Source organism: Vibrio sp. vnigr-6D03 (assembly GCF_002835515.1).
Lineage (GTDB): Bacteria > Pseudomonadota > Gammaproteobacteria > Enterobacterales > Vibrionaceae > Vibrio > Vibrio penaeicida.
Window position 1 is genome coordinate 1 of sequence record NZ_PIZL01000012.1, and the last position, 15,236, is coordinate 15,236.

14 protein-coding genes are annotated in these 15,236 nt (G+C 43.8%); 4 read left to right on the plus strand and 10 right to left on the minus strand.

Annotation, left to right across the window (positions count from 1 at the left end):
• On the plus strand, positions 1-207 hold a 207-nt coding region (locus CW749_RS28370), incomplete at its 5' end, for a hypothetical protein (protein ID WP_237322369.1).
• A 106-nt stretch (positions 208-313) separates the two neighbouring features.
• Here the strand turns inward: CW749_RS28370 and CW749_RS08020 are convergent.
• The 3 genes from CW749_RS08020 to CW749_RS08030 all read right to left on the minus strand — a co-directional run bounded on the left by CW749_RS08020 (position 314) and on the right by CW749_RS08030 (position 4,581).
• Complete coding sequence (locus CW749_RS08020) at positions 314-1,573, minus strand: HAMP domain-containing sensor histidine kinase (protein ID WP_101111508.1); 1,260 nt, start codon at positions 1,571-1,573, stop codon at positions 314-316.
• Positions 1,570-2,241 (minus strand): response regulator transcription factor, encoded by a 672-nt coding sequence (locus CW749_RS08025; RefSeq protein WP_101111509.1) that lies wholly within the window; start codon positions 2,239-2,241, stop codon positions 1,570-1,572. The genes CW749_RS08020 and CW749_RS08025 overlap by 4 nt, the downstream gene beginning before the upstream one ends.
• Before the next feature lie 315 nt (positions 2,242-2,556).
• Positions 2,557-4,581, minus strand: a complete 2,025-nt coding sequence (locus CW749_RS08030) for an ATP-binding protein (protein ID WP_101111510.1) — start codon at positions 4,579-4,581, stop codon at positions 2,557-2,559.
• Between the two features lie 392 nt (positions 4,582-4,973).
• Between CW749_RS08030 and CW749_RS08035 the strand changes: the two genes are divergently transcribed.
• Both CW749_RS08035 and CW749_RS08040 read left to right on the plus strand, forming a co-directional pair.
• A complete protein-coding gene (locus CW749_RS08035; protein WP_237322371.1) occupies positions 4,974-6,494 on the plus strand; it encodes an HD domain-containing phosphohydrolase in 1,521 nt (506 codons plus the stop codon).
• A gap of 189 nt (positions 6,495-6,683) precedes the next feature.
• Positions 6,684-7,688 (plus strand): adenosine deaminase, encoded by a 1,005-nt coding sequence (locus tag CW749_RS08040; protein ID WP_101111511.1) that lies wholly within the window; start codon positions 6,684-6,686, stop codon positions 7,686-7,688.
• A 300-nt stretch (positions 7,689-7,988) separates the two neighbouring features.
• On the opposite strand, the gene CW749_RS08045 is transcribed toward CW749_RS08040, so the two are convergent.
• From CW749_RS08045 to CW749_RS08065, 5 genes are all read right to left on the minus strand, one after another.
• Positions 7,989-9,875 carry a methyl-accepting chemotaxis protein gene (locus CW749_RS08045; RefSeq protein WP_101111512.1) on the minus strand — a complete coding sequence of 629 codons (1,887 nt, stop codon included), beginning with the start codon at positions 9,873-9,875 and terminating at the stop codon, positions 7,989-7,991.
• A 269-nt stretch (positions 9,876-10,144) separates the two neighbouring features.
• Positions 10,145-11,038, minus strand: coding sequence for a heme o synthase (gene cyoE / locus CW749_RS08050; protein ID WP_101111513.1), 894 nt, complete (start codon positions 11,036-11,038; stop codon positions 10,145-10,147).
• 2 nt (positions 11,039-11,040) lie between these two features.
• Positions 11,041-12,123: a COX15/CtaA family protein gene (locus tag CW749_RS08055; protein WP_101111514.1), complete on the minus strand. Its 1,083-nt coding sequence runs from the start codon at positions 12,121-12,123 to the stop codon at positions 11,041-11,043.
• 20 nt (positions 12,124-12,143) lie between these two features.
• Positions 12,144-12,716, minus strand: a complete 573-nt coding sequence (locus CW749_RS08060) for a hypothetical protein (RefSeq protein WP_101111515.1) — start codon at positions 12,714-12,716, stop codon at positions 12,144-12,146.
• Positions 12,694-13,524, minus strand: coding sequence for an SURF1 family protein (locus tag CW749_RS08065; RefSeq protein ID WP_101111516.1), 831 nt, complete (start codon positions 13,522-13,524; stop codon positions 12,694-12,696). The genes CW749_RS08060 and CW749_RS08065 overlap by 23 nt, the downstream gene beginning before the upstream one ends.
• On the opposite strand from CW749_RS08065, the gene CW749_RS08070 reads away from it, so the two are divergent.
• Positions 13,523-13,738, plus strand: a complete 216-nt coding sequence (locus tag CW749_RS08070; protein ID WP_101111517.1) for a DUF2909 domain-containing protein — start codon at positions 13,523-13,525, stop codon at positions 13,736-13,738. The two genes, CW749_RS08065 and CW749_RS08070, sit on opposite strands and share 2 nt — an antisense overlap.
• Before the next feature lie 30 nt (positions 13,739-13,768).
• Here the strand turns inward: CW749_RS08070 and CW749_RS08075 are convergent, their stop codons facing one another.
• Both CW749_RS08075 and CW749_RS08080 read right to left on the minus strand, forming a co-directional pair.
• Positions 13,769-14,644: a cytochrome c oxidase subunit 3 gene (locus CW749_RS08075; RefSeq protein WP_101111518.1), complete on the minus strand. Its 876-nt coding sequence runs from the start codon at positions 14,642-14,644 to the stop codon at positions 13,769-13,771.
• A complete protein-coding gene (locus tag CW749_RS08080) occupies positions 14,641-15,234 on the minus strand; it encodes a cytochrome c oxidase assembly protein (RefSeq protein ID WP_101111519.1) in 594 nt (197 codons plus the stop codon). The genes CW749_RS08075 and CW749_RS08080 overlap by 4 nt, the downstream gene beginning before the upstream one ends.
• Positions 15,235-15,236 lie beyond the last annotated feature (2 nt).

Sequence of the window (15,236 nt, forward strand, 5' to 3'; positions counted from 1 at the left end):
CAGCGAGAATTGCTTGGTTTTCAGGCAAGGTACCAATTTGCAGATCTAGTGGCTCTAAATCAAGAATTGGTTACGCAGCATGAAAACCAAGCAAACTCGCCCTTGGGAGCTCATCTTCTGTCCCATTTCATCGTCAAAGAACTTGGAAAGGACTCGTCATTCCACTGCGTTCTTTTCCTTGAACTGACACAGAAGATGGAGCTCTGAATCCTGCACTTTGAGGTGGTTTGAGTATATACCCAGGTGACCTACATCCACACAAGATACTTCTGAGTAACGAGTGAGAGAGCCCATTTTCTTGAGTCTATTAAATCTATGCCGATAGCATGTCTTTTTTCTCGAACTTAACGGTAACGTGCACCATCCCGTCTTTGGCAGCAAAATCGAAATGCCACAGCTGCGTTTGACATATCCTTTTCACCAACTCTAACCCCAAGCCAAAGCCACTGGATTGGCGCCCTTGGTAATTCGCAGAGTTTGAAATGCGCACCGCCTCATCACCCACTGATATTTCAACTTCACCGTGTTCGGCATACTGAAAGGCATTTCGAATCAGGTTACTCAGCACAATATTAAGTAAATCGGGGTTGGCTGATAGCTGGCTCTCTCCTTTCACATTAACTGTGAGTGATTTTTGTTGCCTGAGGTAACTTAAATCTTCCACCAGCTGTTCACAACAATGCCGCAAATTCTGATCGGTTTTGTCTAACGGTTGTCCTGATTCTCTTGCAAGCCACAACAAAGATTGTGTTAATGACTGCATATTATCCAAGGCATAGCGAGCGCGCTTTAAAGGTCTGGAAGGAGGTATTTGCTCATCTATAGTATCGAGAGATGCCTGCATTATTGCCAAAGGTGTACGGAGTTCGTGGCTTGCGTGTCTTAAAAACTGGGTTTCACGTTCATTGAATCGGCTAACGCGATCAATGGCATCTTCCAGCTGTTTAGCCAATTCGTTGAGCTCGGTAAATCGATATTTAGGCCGAGGCTCTTCTTTCGGCGTACCTAATGTCGAAGCCCACCGATTAAGGTGCACAAATGGCGCGCCGATACTTCTCATCCACCAAAGTGCAACAAGCACTAAAATGGCAGAAAAACAGATCAACGACCAAATACTTTGCTCAATAACTGTGTTGGCAAATTCTTCAATAAGCCATTCAATGTCTTCCACGGGATATTGACTGAGAAGATAGACATATTCCCCATTGCTGAGAAGGTGAGACATAATAGAAATATGGTATTCCTCACCGTTTATCTCTTTCATTATCGCGGTTTCATCTTCCGCATGAACATTCTCGGCCGACCCAAACGTTTTTTTAATGTGGTCGGGAAGGATTTCCCAGCTTCGATACACTTTTGTGGAAGACAGCGTTGTTACGCTAGAGTCTGGATCCTTCTCTAAGTGGCGAACCATGGCTCGGACATCCATCCAAGCAGCCGTATTCGATACTTTTTCAAGACTCAGAGAATATTGAACCATTGCGATAATGATCATATCGATCACAAGGAAAAAACCAAAAAGAACCAGCTTTTGCATCAGGTCCTTTTTCAAGGATATGGAGTACGCTTTCATTCCAATACCTTCACCTGAATACCAGCATTAATGCGTGTGTGTAGTAGAGGAGAACCAAAGGGTTTGTCTAGAACCTTTCTCAAATTACTCAGCTGTACATTCAGGTTCCCCGGCTCAACGGGATCATCTGGCCAAACGGCATTTTCCAATTCAGGTCTAGGGACCACCCTAGGACTTTGAATAACCAAATAATGAAGAATACGCCACCCGATGGGCGTCATTTTCAATTTTTTCCCTGATCGGTAGGCTTCTTGCGTATTCAAGTCGAGTTCTAAATCGCCAATAGATAGGTTACTCGAGACATTCGGCTTCGTGCGTTTAGACAGCGCCTGCAATCTCGCCCAAACAACAGGCATCGGGCAAGGCTTTACAACAAAATCATCGACACCACTACGGAAGCCTTCCAGCTCATCTTCAACCGTGTCGTACGCGGTCATCATTAATACAGGAGTTTGAATACGCGCTTCTCGCAGCATCCTACATACCTCATATCCATCCATTTTGGGCATGTTTACATCCAATATGATGACATCTGTATCGCCTTGTAGCGCGAGCGAGAGCCCACTTTGTCCGTTGTAGGCGAAATCACACTCAACACCTTTCAACTCTAAATAATCTGCAAGTGCGCCAGCAAATTGGTTATCGTCATCAATGATTAAGACTTGCATGTTTTTTCCTCGTCCCTTTCTTCCGACACGTTACTCGTGCTCTGTCTTTCTGAGCCAATTCTGGTCCCAGATTTAGCCGAAAAACTAGCATGTAATCGGTTAATATGACCTTAAGTTTACAGGGTTCGCGACGAAGGGAAGCCACCAAATGTTTGGAATGCGACAAAGCGCGATCAGAGATTGAATCTTCGATTAAGTTTCGAACAAAATGGCATCCATTCAGTCAAAAGATGATCGCAATAGAACTATAGAAAGAGAGCTCTACAATTAGATCTCTAGAATCAGGTCTCTAGAATTAGGTCCCTAGAATTGGAGCTATGCCGATTCTTGCTTATCTTGAAGATCTAGTTGTAGCGGTACGGTAATAACAAACTCAGCCCCATGTCCAAGCTCTGAAGAACACTCTATTTTCCCTTTCAACAGCTGGTTAACCATGTTGTAGATAATATTCGCACCTAATCCACTTCCACCTTTTCCTCGCTTGGTAGTGACAAATGGTTCAAATATGCGCTTAAGTATTTGTTCATCAACACCTTGTCCTGTGTCCTTGTAGCGAATAATCAAATCTTCTTCGTTAGTAGAAACATGTATGAAGATATTCTTATCCCCGTTCCATTCATCAAATCCATGTCGGATACTATTGGCAATAAGATTGGTATAAATCTGAATGTAACAGCTAGGGTAACTCTCGATATGAATGTTATCGGGGCAATCCACTTCAACACTCACCTTGGCAACTTTTAGCTCATGAGACAGTGAGAGCAACACTTTCTCTAAGTTTTCTTTCACATTAAACGGATAGACAGATTCACTACTCTGATCAACAGCAACTTGTTTGAAGCTTGATACCAGTTGCTCCGCCCTAGAAAGGTTTGCAGTAAGAATTTGAGCAGACTCTTTTAGCGACTCTATCGCACCAGAAAACTGTGTTTTAGACAGCTTCCCTGTTTCAAATCCCGTTTGCAGTACGTTTACTTTTTCATCTATAAAGCTTGTCGCTGTAACGCTTATACCAAGTGGCGTATTGATTTCGTGAGCAACCCCTCCAACCAAGCTACCGAGAGAGGCCATTTTTTCCGCTTCAATTAACGATTCTTGCGTTTCTTCAAGCTTGCTAAGGGTATCGGAAAGTTCATGGTTCGCTTCTTCTAGAGAGTGTGTTCTGTCTTTCACTTTTTGCTCAAGCTCTCGGTTTAACGAAATCAATTGGTTTTCCGCATTCGTTAAGTCGGTAACGTCTATACCAAAGCACATGACTCGCTTTTGCTCTTTATTTTCAACAACGCGCCATTGTAGAAACCGTTGCTTCCCTTCTTGGTCTCGCATTGTAAAAACCAAATCGAATTCGGGAATATTTTCGATCAATTCCTGCTCGCTTTCCTTCTCTACATCTTCATCCACAAAATACCCAAACCAGTTTTTCCCTATCAGCTCACGTTCTTCCACCCCAAGAAGAGATTCCACTTCAGAATTAACCAGTTGAATTTCAAATTGGTCATTTAAAGAACAGATCAAAGAAGGAGAGGATTGAATAATTACACGGGTAAAATCACGCTCATATTCAAGCTGGTTATTCATCTTTTTACGTTTGCCGAGCTCCGAATCAATACGATGGTATAAAGCATTAATAGATTCGACTAACGTATCCAGCTCATCTTGATGATTACTTCTATCTAAACTCAACAAATCGCCCGATTCGTTGCTGTCCAGTTTGTGCCCTTGCACGAAAGAGGAAATACGATTGATGTGCTTGATCACGACATGATAAACCACATAAAGAACGCACATCGCGACAAGAAAAATCTTCACTAATTGAGTTTGAAGAATAACGATGGATTTTTCCCAAAGCTTTCCATATATCAGCTGATAAGATGCCTCAATTCTTAGCCCACCAATTTTTTCCTCTTTGTGGACCAAATCGTAAAGATGGCTTAACTCATTGAGGGGGCTTTGCTCTCCAATTTCTACCACGGAGTTAAGCGTGCCGTTGTGAAATGAAAAGATTCCGACGTACTCAACACTAGAAACGTTCAAAATACCGTTTGCTTGAATCAACATCTGCTCTTCATCCAAATTCCACAAGCTATTTGAAATCGAGGAAGTTAAGCTTTGCTCTAACGAGCTGATGGAATCTTGAAGAAGTTGAACTTCTTTTTTATAGTCCCAGTAAAGTTGTACAGCCGTAATAGTGACCGCAAGTACAGACGTACACAAAACAATATAGATCAGTAATCGAACAGCGAAGCTGTGCCTATTCATTGTCTTTAACGTTGAAATGATCCCATCAGACTTACTCGTGCTAGAAGTGTCCGAACTATTATTAGGAACACCTGAACTCATCGACTTTCCTCATCCATACATGATGCATCTAGTTGATTAACGTAAACATATTTAAAGTTCAAACTATTGAATATAGCCACGCCAACCCCATGTTCAAATTACACCCAACCTATGAGCTATATGCTCAATACCTAACGCTCTAAATAGTATAGACAGTGAAATCAGATTTTCTTGATATCGTGAGTAAATTTCCTTGTACGATCAGAGCTATGCTCCTGCTTTCTGCCTCGTCAATTCACTCCGAATTAGAATTTGTGCTTTAAATGAAAACTTTGTCTACACTTGTTTCAGACGGATGATTTTTTGCGCTGCCTTTTCTCTCCAACTTGTATACAGCATTTTGGATTGCAAAAAGGGGGCGTGAAATGGAAATAGATTGAGTTATGGGGTCAATGATGGGAAATGATGATCAATTCCTCTTTTCAGATCATGAAGAAGAATCGGAAATTGAAGAACGTGAGACATGGAAGGTCTTAATCGTCGATGACGATGCTGACATTCATAAAGTCACCCAGTTTGTTCTCAACGACTTCGAGTATCTGGGAAGAAAACTTAACTTTGTAAACGCATACTCCGCAGCAGAAGCCAAAGAGGTATTTGTAGAACACGACGATATCGCCGTTGTATTTCTCGATGTTGTTATGGAATCGAACCATGCCGGGCTTGATCTTGTCGACTGGTTACGTGTAGAACAAGGGAACAAAACCAGCAGAATCATTCTGCGTACAGGTCAGCCTGGTGATGCTCCTGAATCCGAAGTCATTAAAAAGTATGAAATTAATGACTATAAAAACAAAACAGAGCTAACGGCGACAAAACTAAACACCACCCTTTGTGCAGCGTTGCGTTCTTATCGCGACATTATGGTGATCGAAAACACCAAGAAAGGGCTGAATACGATCATCAATTCTTCAGCATCTATTTTGGTTGAAGGAGATGGCGGGCATTGGCTAGACGGGATCCTTTCTCAACTTTCTGCTTTGCTGCATCTTGGCGAAGTTCACGCGTTTAATTTTGCTGCACAGGAAGTGGAAGGGAAATGGCAAGTTGTCGCTTCTTCCGAGGGTGGCGAAGGGATCATTGGTAAAGAACTGGATGAGTTTATATCCTGCTCCGTTGATGATGTCACCAGCACCAAAGATCGCTTTATTCAAGTTAAAGACGAAGAATTTCTCATTCCAGTCAAAGTGAATAAAAGCGTTGGTCTACTGATCGTACACTGCCCAAGAAGCAGCATTGAAGAAAACATTGAAATACTCGATATATTCATCCGAAACATCACTATCGCTTACGAAAAAGTCATTTTGCTTAATGAGGTTCGTGATACCCAAAAAGAAATTGCATATCGCCTTGGGGAAGTGGTGGAGACGCGTTCAAAAGAATCGGGGAGCCACGTTAAGCGGGTAGCCGAAATATCGCGTTTTCTTGCCTCAAAATATGGCTTACCACCAGAGCAATGTGAAAAGATTAAGCTCGCCTCTCCGCTGCACGACATTGGCAAAATTGCCATTCCCGATGCGGTACTCAATAAGCCTGGGAAACTCGATGCTGATGAGTGGGTTACCATGATGTCTCATGCCAGTGTTGGTGCAGAGATCCTACGTGGTTCTAACCTAGAGATCTTGAATATCGCAGCAAACATTGCTGGTCACCATCACGAAAAGTGGGACGGTTCAGGATACCCGAATAAAATATCAGCCGAATCGATTCCAATCGAAGCTCGTATTACAGCACTAGCCGACGTTTTTGACGCTCTAGCATCCAAGCGTTGCTACAAAGATGCATGGCCAAGTGACAAAATTTTCGAATTATTCCAACAAGAAGCAGGGAAACATTTTGATCCTAAACTGACCGAAATATTTCTTGAAAACTTCGACGAATTGCAAGGGATACGGGGGTCATTTCCTGACTAGCAATTTCATTTCTATTTCCTTAGCCAGCGGATATCGCTGGTTTTTTTTTAATACTCTTTTAAAAACGTAAATGAGATCTCCAACACCAAAGTGACTCTCAACTTTTCTCATCATATTGAATCTAAACTAAGCTGAGGCTTCAAAGTAAATACCTTGCAATAATCAGTAAGCACAACATAAGGAGATTCTATGAAAGCATTTATCCAGCACCTCCCAAAAGTAGAGCTCCATCTGCATATTGAAGGGTCTCTTGAGCCAGAACTAATGTTTGAACTGGCTAAACGCAACAAGGTTTCCATTCCATTTAGCAGTATTCAAGAGGTAAGAGACGCGTATCACTTCCATAATCTGCAATCCTTTTTAGATATCTATTACCAGGGAGCCAATGTACTGGTTAAAGAGGAAGATTTTTATGACCTTACGTGGGCATATTTGCTGAGATGCAAGCAAGACAATGTGGTGCATACAGAGATCTTTTTCGATCCTCAAACCCACACCGACCGAGGCATTTCATTTCACACTGTTATCAGCGGTATCTCAAAAGCACTGGATAAAGCGGAATCAGAGCTTGGAATCAGCAGTCAAATCATCATGTGTTTTTTGCGTCACCTCGATGAAGAAGCTGCATTGAACACCTTAGAAGAAGCGTTACCCTACAAAGAAAAAATCATCGGTGTCGGTCTGGATTCGTCCGAAGTTGGGCATCCACCAGAAAAGTTCGAGCGAGTATTTGCAAAAGCACGCTCTGAGGGTTTCTTAACGGTAGCGCACGCTGGAGAGGAAGGACCCGCACAAAACATCATTGATGCCTTGGATATGCTAAAGACATCAAGAATCGACCATGGCGTTCGCTGTGTTGACGACGAGGCACTGGTTCAGCGACTCGTCGAAAACCAAATTCCATTGACTGTCTGCCCGCTTTCCAACACCAAATTAAAAGTATTCGAGCATATGAGTCAGCACAACATCGTCGACCTACTCAGAAAAGGCGTGTGCGTTACCATCAATTCGGATGATCCAGCCTACTTCGGTGGCTATATGACGGATAACTTCCTTGCCGTCTCAGAGGCTCTCAATCCATCGCGGCAGGAGTTAGCGCAGTTTTCTCTAAATGCTATTGAAGCCAGCTTTATTTCACCGCCATACAAAGAAACATTGCGCGATACGGTCATCAAGTATCTGGCAAACAATTAGGGTGATAATTGAAGCCTAACGCTTAGATACAGATAGACAAAAAGCCCCAGATTTGGGGCTTTTAAACGTTAATGCGGTAGAGTCTGCTGAACTAGTTAACCTGAACTCAGGATAAGGGGTTAGCTAATCTATTCAAATACAGGCGGATTTCCAACAGATGAATTCTAATGAGCCATTTTTGCTTTAGACAAGGCGAAGCCACGAACCAATAACGGGTTATTGGGAGGGGGTTCAACGAAGTAATAAGTAAAAAGAGCCATTAGAAAGCAATCTGTTATCCCGAGTTCAGGTTAGTTGGCTTTAAACTTTAAAGCGATTCACCGAGCGTTGTAATTCGCTGGAAACGGAATTCAATTCCAACGCTGTCTGGACATTCCCCTGAACATCTTGAACAGTGCTGCGAGCCAGATCGTTCACATTCACCACGTTTTCATTAATATCCGTCGCAACATGAGACTGCTCTTCCGCTGCCGTGGCTATCTGATTATTCATGTCTTGAATTTTGCTAATTTCTTCTTGTATCACTTGCAGTGATTGACTTGCTTCGTCCGATTTTACTAAGGTCTTCTTAGCGTTTTCAGCGTTTTCTTCCATTAAACTCACAGACTGTTTCGCTTGCTCTTGAAGCACTGAAATCATCGATTGGATTTCATTGGTGCTTTCCTGAGTTTTGTTGGCAAGGTTACGAACTTCATCTGCCACCACAGCAAAACCACGACCTTGTTCGCCAGCACGGGCAGCCTCAATAGCGGCATTCAAAGCGAGCAGGTTGGTTTGTTCAGCAATACCGCGAATAACGTCTAGAATCCCACCAACATTCATTGTTTCCTTTTCAACTTCCAAGATCGAAGATTGAACACTTTCGATATTATTAACCAGCAAGTTGATGTCTGTGTTCATTTGGCTAACGACACCAAGCCCCTGAGTGGAAGACTCACTTGCATCGTTGGAAGAAGTCGATGCTTGCATTGCATTTTGGGCTACTTCAGCAACGGTTGCTGTCATTTCGTTCATTGCGGTTGCCACTTGTTCTAGCTGCATCATTTGAGACTCGGATGAGCGGTTTACCTGATTTGAAGAAGATTCCAGCTGACCAGATAAATCGGTAAGGGCGGCAGACGAGGTATTAATGTTTCCAATGATCTGCTTAATGCTTTCCCCCATGAGCAATGTCGAGCGATACACCCCCGTTTCGCTTCCTTGAAGTGGGCGAATCATCGTTAAATCGCCACTAGCAATTCGGTTAACGAACTCTTCAATCTCTTTAGGTTCACCACCAATTGGACCATACATCAACTTTTCGACCGCGACATACACGACAACGATACCAATAACAGCAAAGACAAGACCAGCAATCCCGTTGATCTTCACCATGGTATTCGAAGGTTCGTTAATATCGTCCCACGAGGCCCAAGCCCAAACAGACCATCCCAATGAATCAATTCGGGAAGACACAACGTAAAAGTCACCTTTATCAGGAACATTGTATGAGTGCTCACTGCTTTTATGAGTGCCGTATTCACGATAGCTTGGACGTAACTCATAGATGTTCTTACCAACAAAATCAGGGTAACTGGCGGCCATTAAGAAACCATCAGCGCGTGACACAAATAGGTTTGGCTCAAACGAGAGTTCATTAATGTAGTCGGTGATATCGCTCATCTTTAAACTCAGACCAATTACAGCCTTAATCTCACCATTTCGGCGGTAAGGGATCACAGCCGACATGGTTAAGTCCCCTGTCGTTGACAGATAAGGGTTAGTTACCGAACGTTCCGCACCACTAAAACCTTTAATAAACCATTCGCGCTGCTTTTGTTTAGCATTGAAATTAGGAATAAGACCATCAACGTCATACGTTGTGCCATCGGGTAAACCGACATACATGTTCAACACTTTTAAGCTTTGCTTACCGTGTTTAAGGGCGTCGAGAATACGGTCGCTGATAACAGGTACACCGGCACTATCAAGCGTTATACCTGCGCCTGTCGTTTCCAATGCCGTGAAGTATTTATTCATTTTACTTTCGACGGCTTTCGCAACTAAAAATGACTTGTCTGAAAGGTTCTTACGATAGTCGTCGGTTGTGGCCGTTTTGAATTCAAAATATCCAATGACGGAAGTCACAAGAATTGTAAACGTGATCAAGCAACCGATTGCGGTTACCAGCTTAGATTTCACACTCATTTAAATTATTGTCCGATAGTTTCGTTGGCTTCGTGTGAAATCTATCAGTAAGGGTGGGTGACGTGGAAACACATTTTGCACTAATAATTAAACAAAATTATCGCTTTCTTTAGGAGTAACACAACAAGAGAACGGTGTAAATTCTTTACATAACCACCCTAATTATTGGAAATTTCTTCTTTGAGCTTAAAGTTTCAAGCTCAAAGAAGAACTAAAGAATCAATGAAAGCAGCATCAGAATTGAGCTTTTTGGAAAATCATTAATTTCACTAACGTAGAAAATGATCCACCAGTAGAGCCACGAATAAGAACATCAATTGATAGATAGAGAAGATGAAGGTACTCATGGCATCACCCTCTTCCTCATGATATTTCAGTTTCCACGCTTTATAGATGAATCCAGCACTTAAGAGACTTGATACGACTAAGTAAATAAGGCCGCTCATGCCAACCAAAACTGGGAATAGGCATGCAATAGCTAACAGGACGGTGTACAACAAAATACTGGTTTTAGTGTATTCCACACCATGTGTCACTGGCAGCATGGGAATATCAGCACGTGAATAATCGTCCTTCCTGTGTATGGCTAACGCCCAAAAATGAGGAGGTGTCCAGATAAAGATGATCATCACAAGTAGCCAAGCATGGGAATGCAATTCATTGGTGACCGCCGTCCATCCAAGTAAAGGAGGCATAGCACCAGCAATTCCGGCTATCACGATATTTTGAGGCGTTGCTCGCTTTAAATACAAGGTGTACACCAGCGCATAACCCACCAAGCTTGCTAGAGTCAGCCAAGCCGTTAACTCATTCACCCACCAGTACAATGCGATAAACCCAGCGATACCGAGCGCAATCGCAAATATAAACGCGTTGACGGCTTTAACGTGCCCAGAGGGCAAAGGGCGCTGATAAGTTCTCGCCATTATGGCATCAATTCTGCGATCAATTAGGTGATTAAATGCCGCTGCACTCGACGCCATTAATCCGATCCCAGCTAATGCGATCAATGCCGTCACAACGGGAAACTGCCCTTTTATTGCCAAAATCATTCCTACCACTGCCGTCAGTAGCATTAAAGCAACGACTTTAGGTTTCGTGAGCTTGTAATAATCTTGCCACGACGCGCCTTCTATTCCTGCTCTAGAAAGAGATTTATCCATACTCAAAGCCCTCGCTCTTGTTCCATAAGAGGCTGTGACACACTGCGCCACACATGGAAATTGATGTAAATCGTACACAACAGTAAAAGTGCCGCACCAAGGTTATGCGCCACCGCTACAGGTAATGGGAGATTCAATAAAACATTACTCATACCAAGTCCAATTTGGGCGACGAGTAACACCATTAACATAAACGCTCCCTTGCGAAGCTGAATATGCGTTTGCTGAAACAACTGAAACGCCAACCCCATCAACACGACAGATGTCACTACCGCTCCGATTCTATGCGTAACGTGAATGGTCATTCTTGCCCCATAATCCAAGACCCCAAACTCATAATTTGTGTGTCCTTCTTGGCGGAAATCAAAGGCTTCAGAAAAATTCAAGTAGCCAACCCAATCCCCTTCACAAATGGGTAACTCCGTACACATTAATGCGGCGTAATTGGAAGAGGTCCACCCCCCTAGAAAGATTTGAAGAACGACCACTGCAAGAGAGAAAGAAGCCAAAAGTTTCAGCATTGGTGTGTTGACGACGATAGGTTCATGCGGAGAAGTTATTGAAGAGGGGTTTCCATCGCTCACCGTAAAGTGTGCAATGTCATTAAGTTCGTAGCCCACTTCTTGTTTAAGGCGACAGTAGAGCAAAAACAACAAGCTAAATAAGGTAAACCCACCCATTAAGTGCAACATGACAATCACGGGCATCAATTTGAGCGTTACTGTCCACATCCCTAGCGCCGCCTGAAAGACGATGAGCAGCGACAGTGAAACCGGAATCACCCGCCCGCCATGGCGAGATTGAAGCGTCAAATAACTAATGGCAAAAACAACCAGTCCAAGCGTTCCCGCCAAATAACGGTGAATCATCTCTAACCAAGCTTTATAAGGCTCGACTTCGTTTTCTGGGTAGAGGAGTTTGGCGGTGGAAAGTGCTTTATCTGTCGAAGGCACACTAAGATGACCGTAACAACCCGGCCAATCTGGGCAACCCAACCCCGCGTCAGCTAGCCGCGTGTACGCGCCCATTAAGATAACCAAAAATGTCAGAATCAGGCTTACTTGAATCAGTCTGATGATATTCATATGCGCCCCCTATCCTTGATTTACCCCACGCGAGATAACTTCAATAGTTTCTTAAAGTCGGCAATTAACCCCTTACTCTGCTGTACTAGTAATTCAGGGTTAAGCTGCTTCGGGTAATGCATAACCAATTGACCTCGCGGGTCTACAATGATGTATTCATTAGTGTTGAAATCAGAAAGAAATTTGTCGTTAGATTTAACGCGATTAAAGCTGTAATCCTGCAGTACCGACGTATCGCTATTTGGGTGAATGTATACCGTTGGTTTAACGCGCTCTTGGTACTTTCCTAGGGATACATAGCTTTGTTGCAGTAAGTGCAACTGCTGACGGCACAATGCATTGCATTCTTTCGGTAGAACATAGCCAAGCTGCCATTGTTTTTCAGTTTCTGATCCCATGGAATAATCGGTTAAGTAACTAACTGGCTCAACCAAAACCCCCTGATTTGTCACCCCGGGTTGATACCAATTCATTTCCAAAATAACTTTGGCAACAATGGCTGGCATCGCAAACAACCCCACCAGCGCAAGTAAAATGATGCGCCCACGCTTTACATTGGGTGCAGAATCTCTATCCATGTTTTGAACTGTCATCGTTTTCTCCCTTGGGTATCAGGCGAATATTGAGTGCTCTAAGCAGCACCAACGCCATAATGAGCGCAAAAACTAATGCCATCGAAAACCACTGCAACGCATACCCAAAGTGTTTTTGAGAAGACATTGGAACTGGGTGCCAAGGCTGAGGGTATTCAAGGTTTAAGTTGCTGGGCTGAATAACAAAAGGCAGTAAAGGAAGCCCAAGCTCTCCTTCCAATGCCTCCAAATTCAGGTTTTGAATTCGTTTTGGCCATCCACTTTCTGCATGAAGCTTGTCACTAACAGGGTTGCTTTGTTTTTGATACACCCTCCCCTCCAGCGACACAGGTTGGGTTAGCTCTGTAAAACTGGGTAATATACGGCGATCATGCCCCGCCTTCACAAACCCGAGCTCTAGCAGCACATAGCGTCCGTTGCCCTGATAACCCGATGTCACTTTCACTGGTTGAAGCATCAAATACCCCACTTGTCCGTTCCACACTTGGTTATCAAGCAAAAACGTACGATGCGAAACAGGCATAACATCCATTTTCACTTTTGCTCCGGTTAGGCTTTGCTGAGCATCACTTAAATATTCCTGACCGAGATTGGGACTAATATCGTTTGCCCTTTTAAGCAAGGTATCTAGAGGCTCCGGTGCCATCGTCGCGCGCTGGGCTAATGCCTTTTCGTAGTCTAACTTTTGCTCACCACGTCCCATTTGCCAAAAGCCCAACTTGATCAGCAGAGTAAATACCACCAAAGTGAGAATTAGGGCGAACCAAAATTTTGGTTTTAACGTCAACGCAACCCAGGGAGACAACATGGCAGCCTCACTGTTTAAACTCGTTCTGGTCTTGACACTCTGTTTCATTATCTTCAACCTTGGTCGCGCTTTAGTGGTGATGGTAAAAGGCAAAAGCGATAAGCCTGCCAGTCACTTCTTGGGTCGCCGTTTAATTTTCTCCGCTTTGGTTATCGTATTTTTGCTCATTGCGCTTCAGGCGGGCTGGATTGAACCCAACCCTAGACCTTACTAACGCCAGCTCTACTCATTCGGGGTAGAGCGTCTAAAGCACATACACAAAGATAAATAGACACAGCCAAACCACGTCCACAAAGTGCCAGTACCAGCTCCCCGCTTGAAACGCGAAATGGTTTTCAGGTGTAAAGTGGTCGTGCGCAATCCTCGCCAGTAACACCGCCAAGAAAATAGTGCCCATCAACACATGCATGCCGTGGAAACCTGTTAACAGGAAGAAGGTGTTGCCATACACGCCAGATTGAAGCGTCAGCCCCATTTCTTGATAGGCGTGAACATACTCTTCCACCTGATAAAACAAGAACGCAATCGCCAAAATAATGGTGATTTCCAACCACACCACCAGCGCCATTCGGTGGTTTTTCTCTAAGCTGGTGTGCGCCATATGGAGCGTGATGGAGGAAGTAAGAAGAATGATGGTGTTGAGCAAAGGTAAGCCCTGCCATCCCATCGCTTCTGTTGTTTGTCCTGCGGGAGTTAGAGTGAGTGGCCACATAGCTTCAAAGGCAGGCCAAAGCACTTCATGAGTCATTTGGTTGTTATCTGCACCCGCGAGCCACGGAACGGATATCATTCGGGCATAAAAGAGCGCACCAAAGAAGGCGCAGAAAAACATGATTTCCGAGAAAATAAACCAGCTCATGCCCTGCCGGAAGGAAATATCAATTTGCTGGGAATAAAAACCCGACAAAGATTCACCAATCACGTTTCGCATCCATCCGATGAACATCACCAGAAAAACGACAAATCCGCCTATTAGAAAGACTTTCCCAAACACACTGCCGGTTTCTAAATTTTGTACAGTAACGCCAGCGCCGACTGCAATAAAAAACAAGGCAACCGCGCCGACTATCGGCCAAATACTGTGTGAGGGGACATAATAAGTTTGGTGTTGTGTTGTCATTGCACCGCTCCTTGATCCGTTTCTGAGCGTGAAATTAGAGCCACGGTTTTCTTCTCTTCTGGCTCTGTGATATTGAATAGCGTGTAGGAAAGTGTCAGCGTATGGATAGAGTCGGGAATCGTCGGCTCAATATAGAAAATCACGGGCAGTTCAGCGCTTTTATTCCCTTCCAATGGCTGGCGATTAAAACAAAAGCACTCAATTTTATTGAAGTACGCCGCGCCATTTCCTGGAGCAATCGAAGGAACAGCTTGACCGATCAATGATGAACCATTGAGATTCGTCGCCATATACCGTGTTTGAATCACCTGCCCGGGGTGTACATCCATGACCTTTTTAGCGGGTATGAACGTCCACGGCATATCAGGTTTTACATGTGCCATGAACTCAACACGAATCACACGTGAGGTATCCACCTGCATGCCTACTGGGCTGCTCACGGCTTCATTGTTGGGTTTACCGTTAATACCAAGCTGTTCGCACATAATGTCGTACAGTGGTATCAAGGCAAACCCAAAGCCGAACATGCCTAGTACACCAAGCAAAAGCCAGCCTGTCAGTTTGCGATTTGAAGGTTTTTCCGTATCCATCG

Bases quoted from the DNA above. Each gene is read 5' to 3' on its own strand.
- CW749_RS08020 (WP_101111508.1), bottom strand. From the start codon at position 1,573: ATGAAAGCGTACTCCATATCCTTGAAAAAGGACCTGATGCAAAAGCTG.
- CW749_RS08025 (WP_101111509.1), bottom strand. From the start codon at position 2,241: ATGCAAGTCTTAATCATTGATGACGATAACCAATTTGCTGGCGCACTT.
- CW749_RS08030 (WP_101111510.1), bottom strand. From the start codon at position 4,581: ATGAGTTCAGGTGTTCCTAATAATAGTTCGGACACTTCTAGCACGAGT.
- CW749_RS08035 (WP_237322371.1), top strand. From the start codon at position 4,974: ATGATGGGAAATGATGATCAATTCCTCTTTTCAGATCATGAAGAAGAA.
- CW749_RS08040 (WP_101111511.1), top strand. From the start codon at position 6,684: ATGAAAGCATTTATCCAGCACCTCCCAAAAGTAGAGCTCCATCTGCAT.
- CW749_RS08045 (WP_101111512.1), bottom strand. From the start codon at position 9,875: ATGAGTGTGAAATCTAAGCTGGTAACCGCAATCGGTTGCTTGATCACG.
- cyoE (WP_101111513.1), bottom strand. From the start codon at position 11,038: ATGGATAAATCTCTTTCTAGAGCAGGAATAGAAGGCGCGTCGTGGCAA.
- CW749_RS08055 (WP_101111514.1), bottom strand. From the start codon at position 12,123: ATGAATATCATCAGACTGATTCAAGTAAGCCTGATTCTGACATTTTTG.
- CW749_RS08060 (WP_101111515.1), bottom strand. From the start codon at position 12,716: ATGACAGTTCAAAACATGGATAGAGATTCTGCACCCAATGTAAAGCGT.
- CW749_RS08070 (WP_101111517.1), top strand. From the start codon at position 13,523: ATGGCAGCCTCACTGTTTAAACTCGTTCTGGTCTTGACACTCTGTTTC.
- CW749_RS08065 (WP_101111516.1), bottom strand. From the start codon at position 13,524: ATGTTGTCTCCCTGGGTTGCGTTGACGTTAAAACCAAAATTTTGGTTC.
- CW749_RS08075 (WP_101111518.1), bottom strand. From the start codon at position 14,644: ATGACAACACAACACCAAACTTATTATGTCCCCTCACACAGTATTTGG.
- CW749_RS08080 (WP_101111519.1), bottom strand. From the start codon at position 15,234: ATGGATACGGAAAAACCTTCAAATCGCAAACTGACAGGCTGGCTTTTG.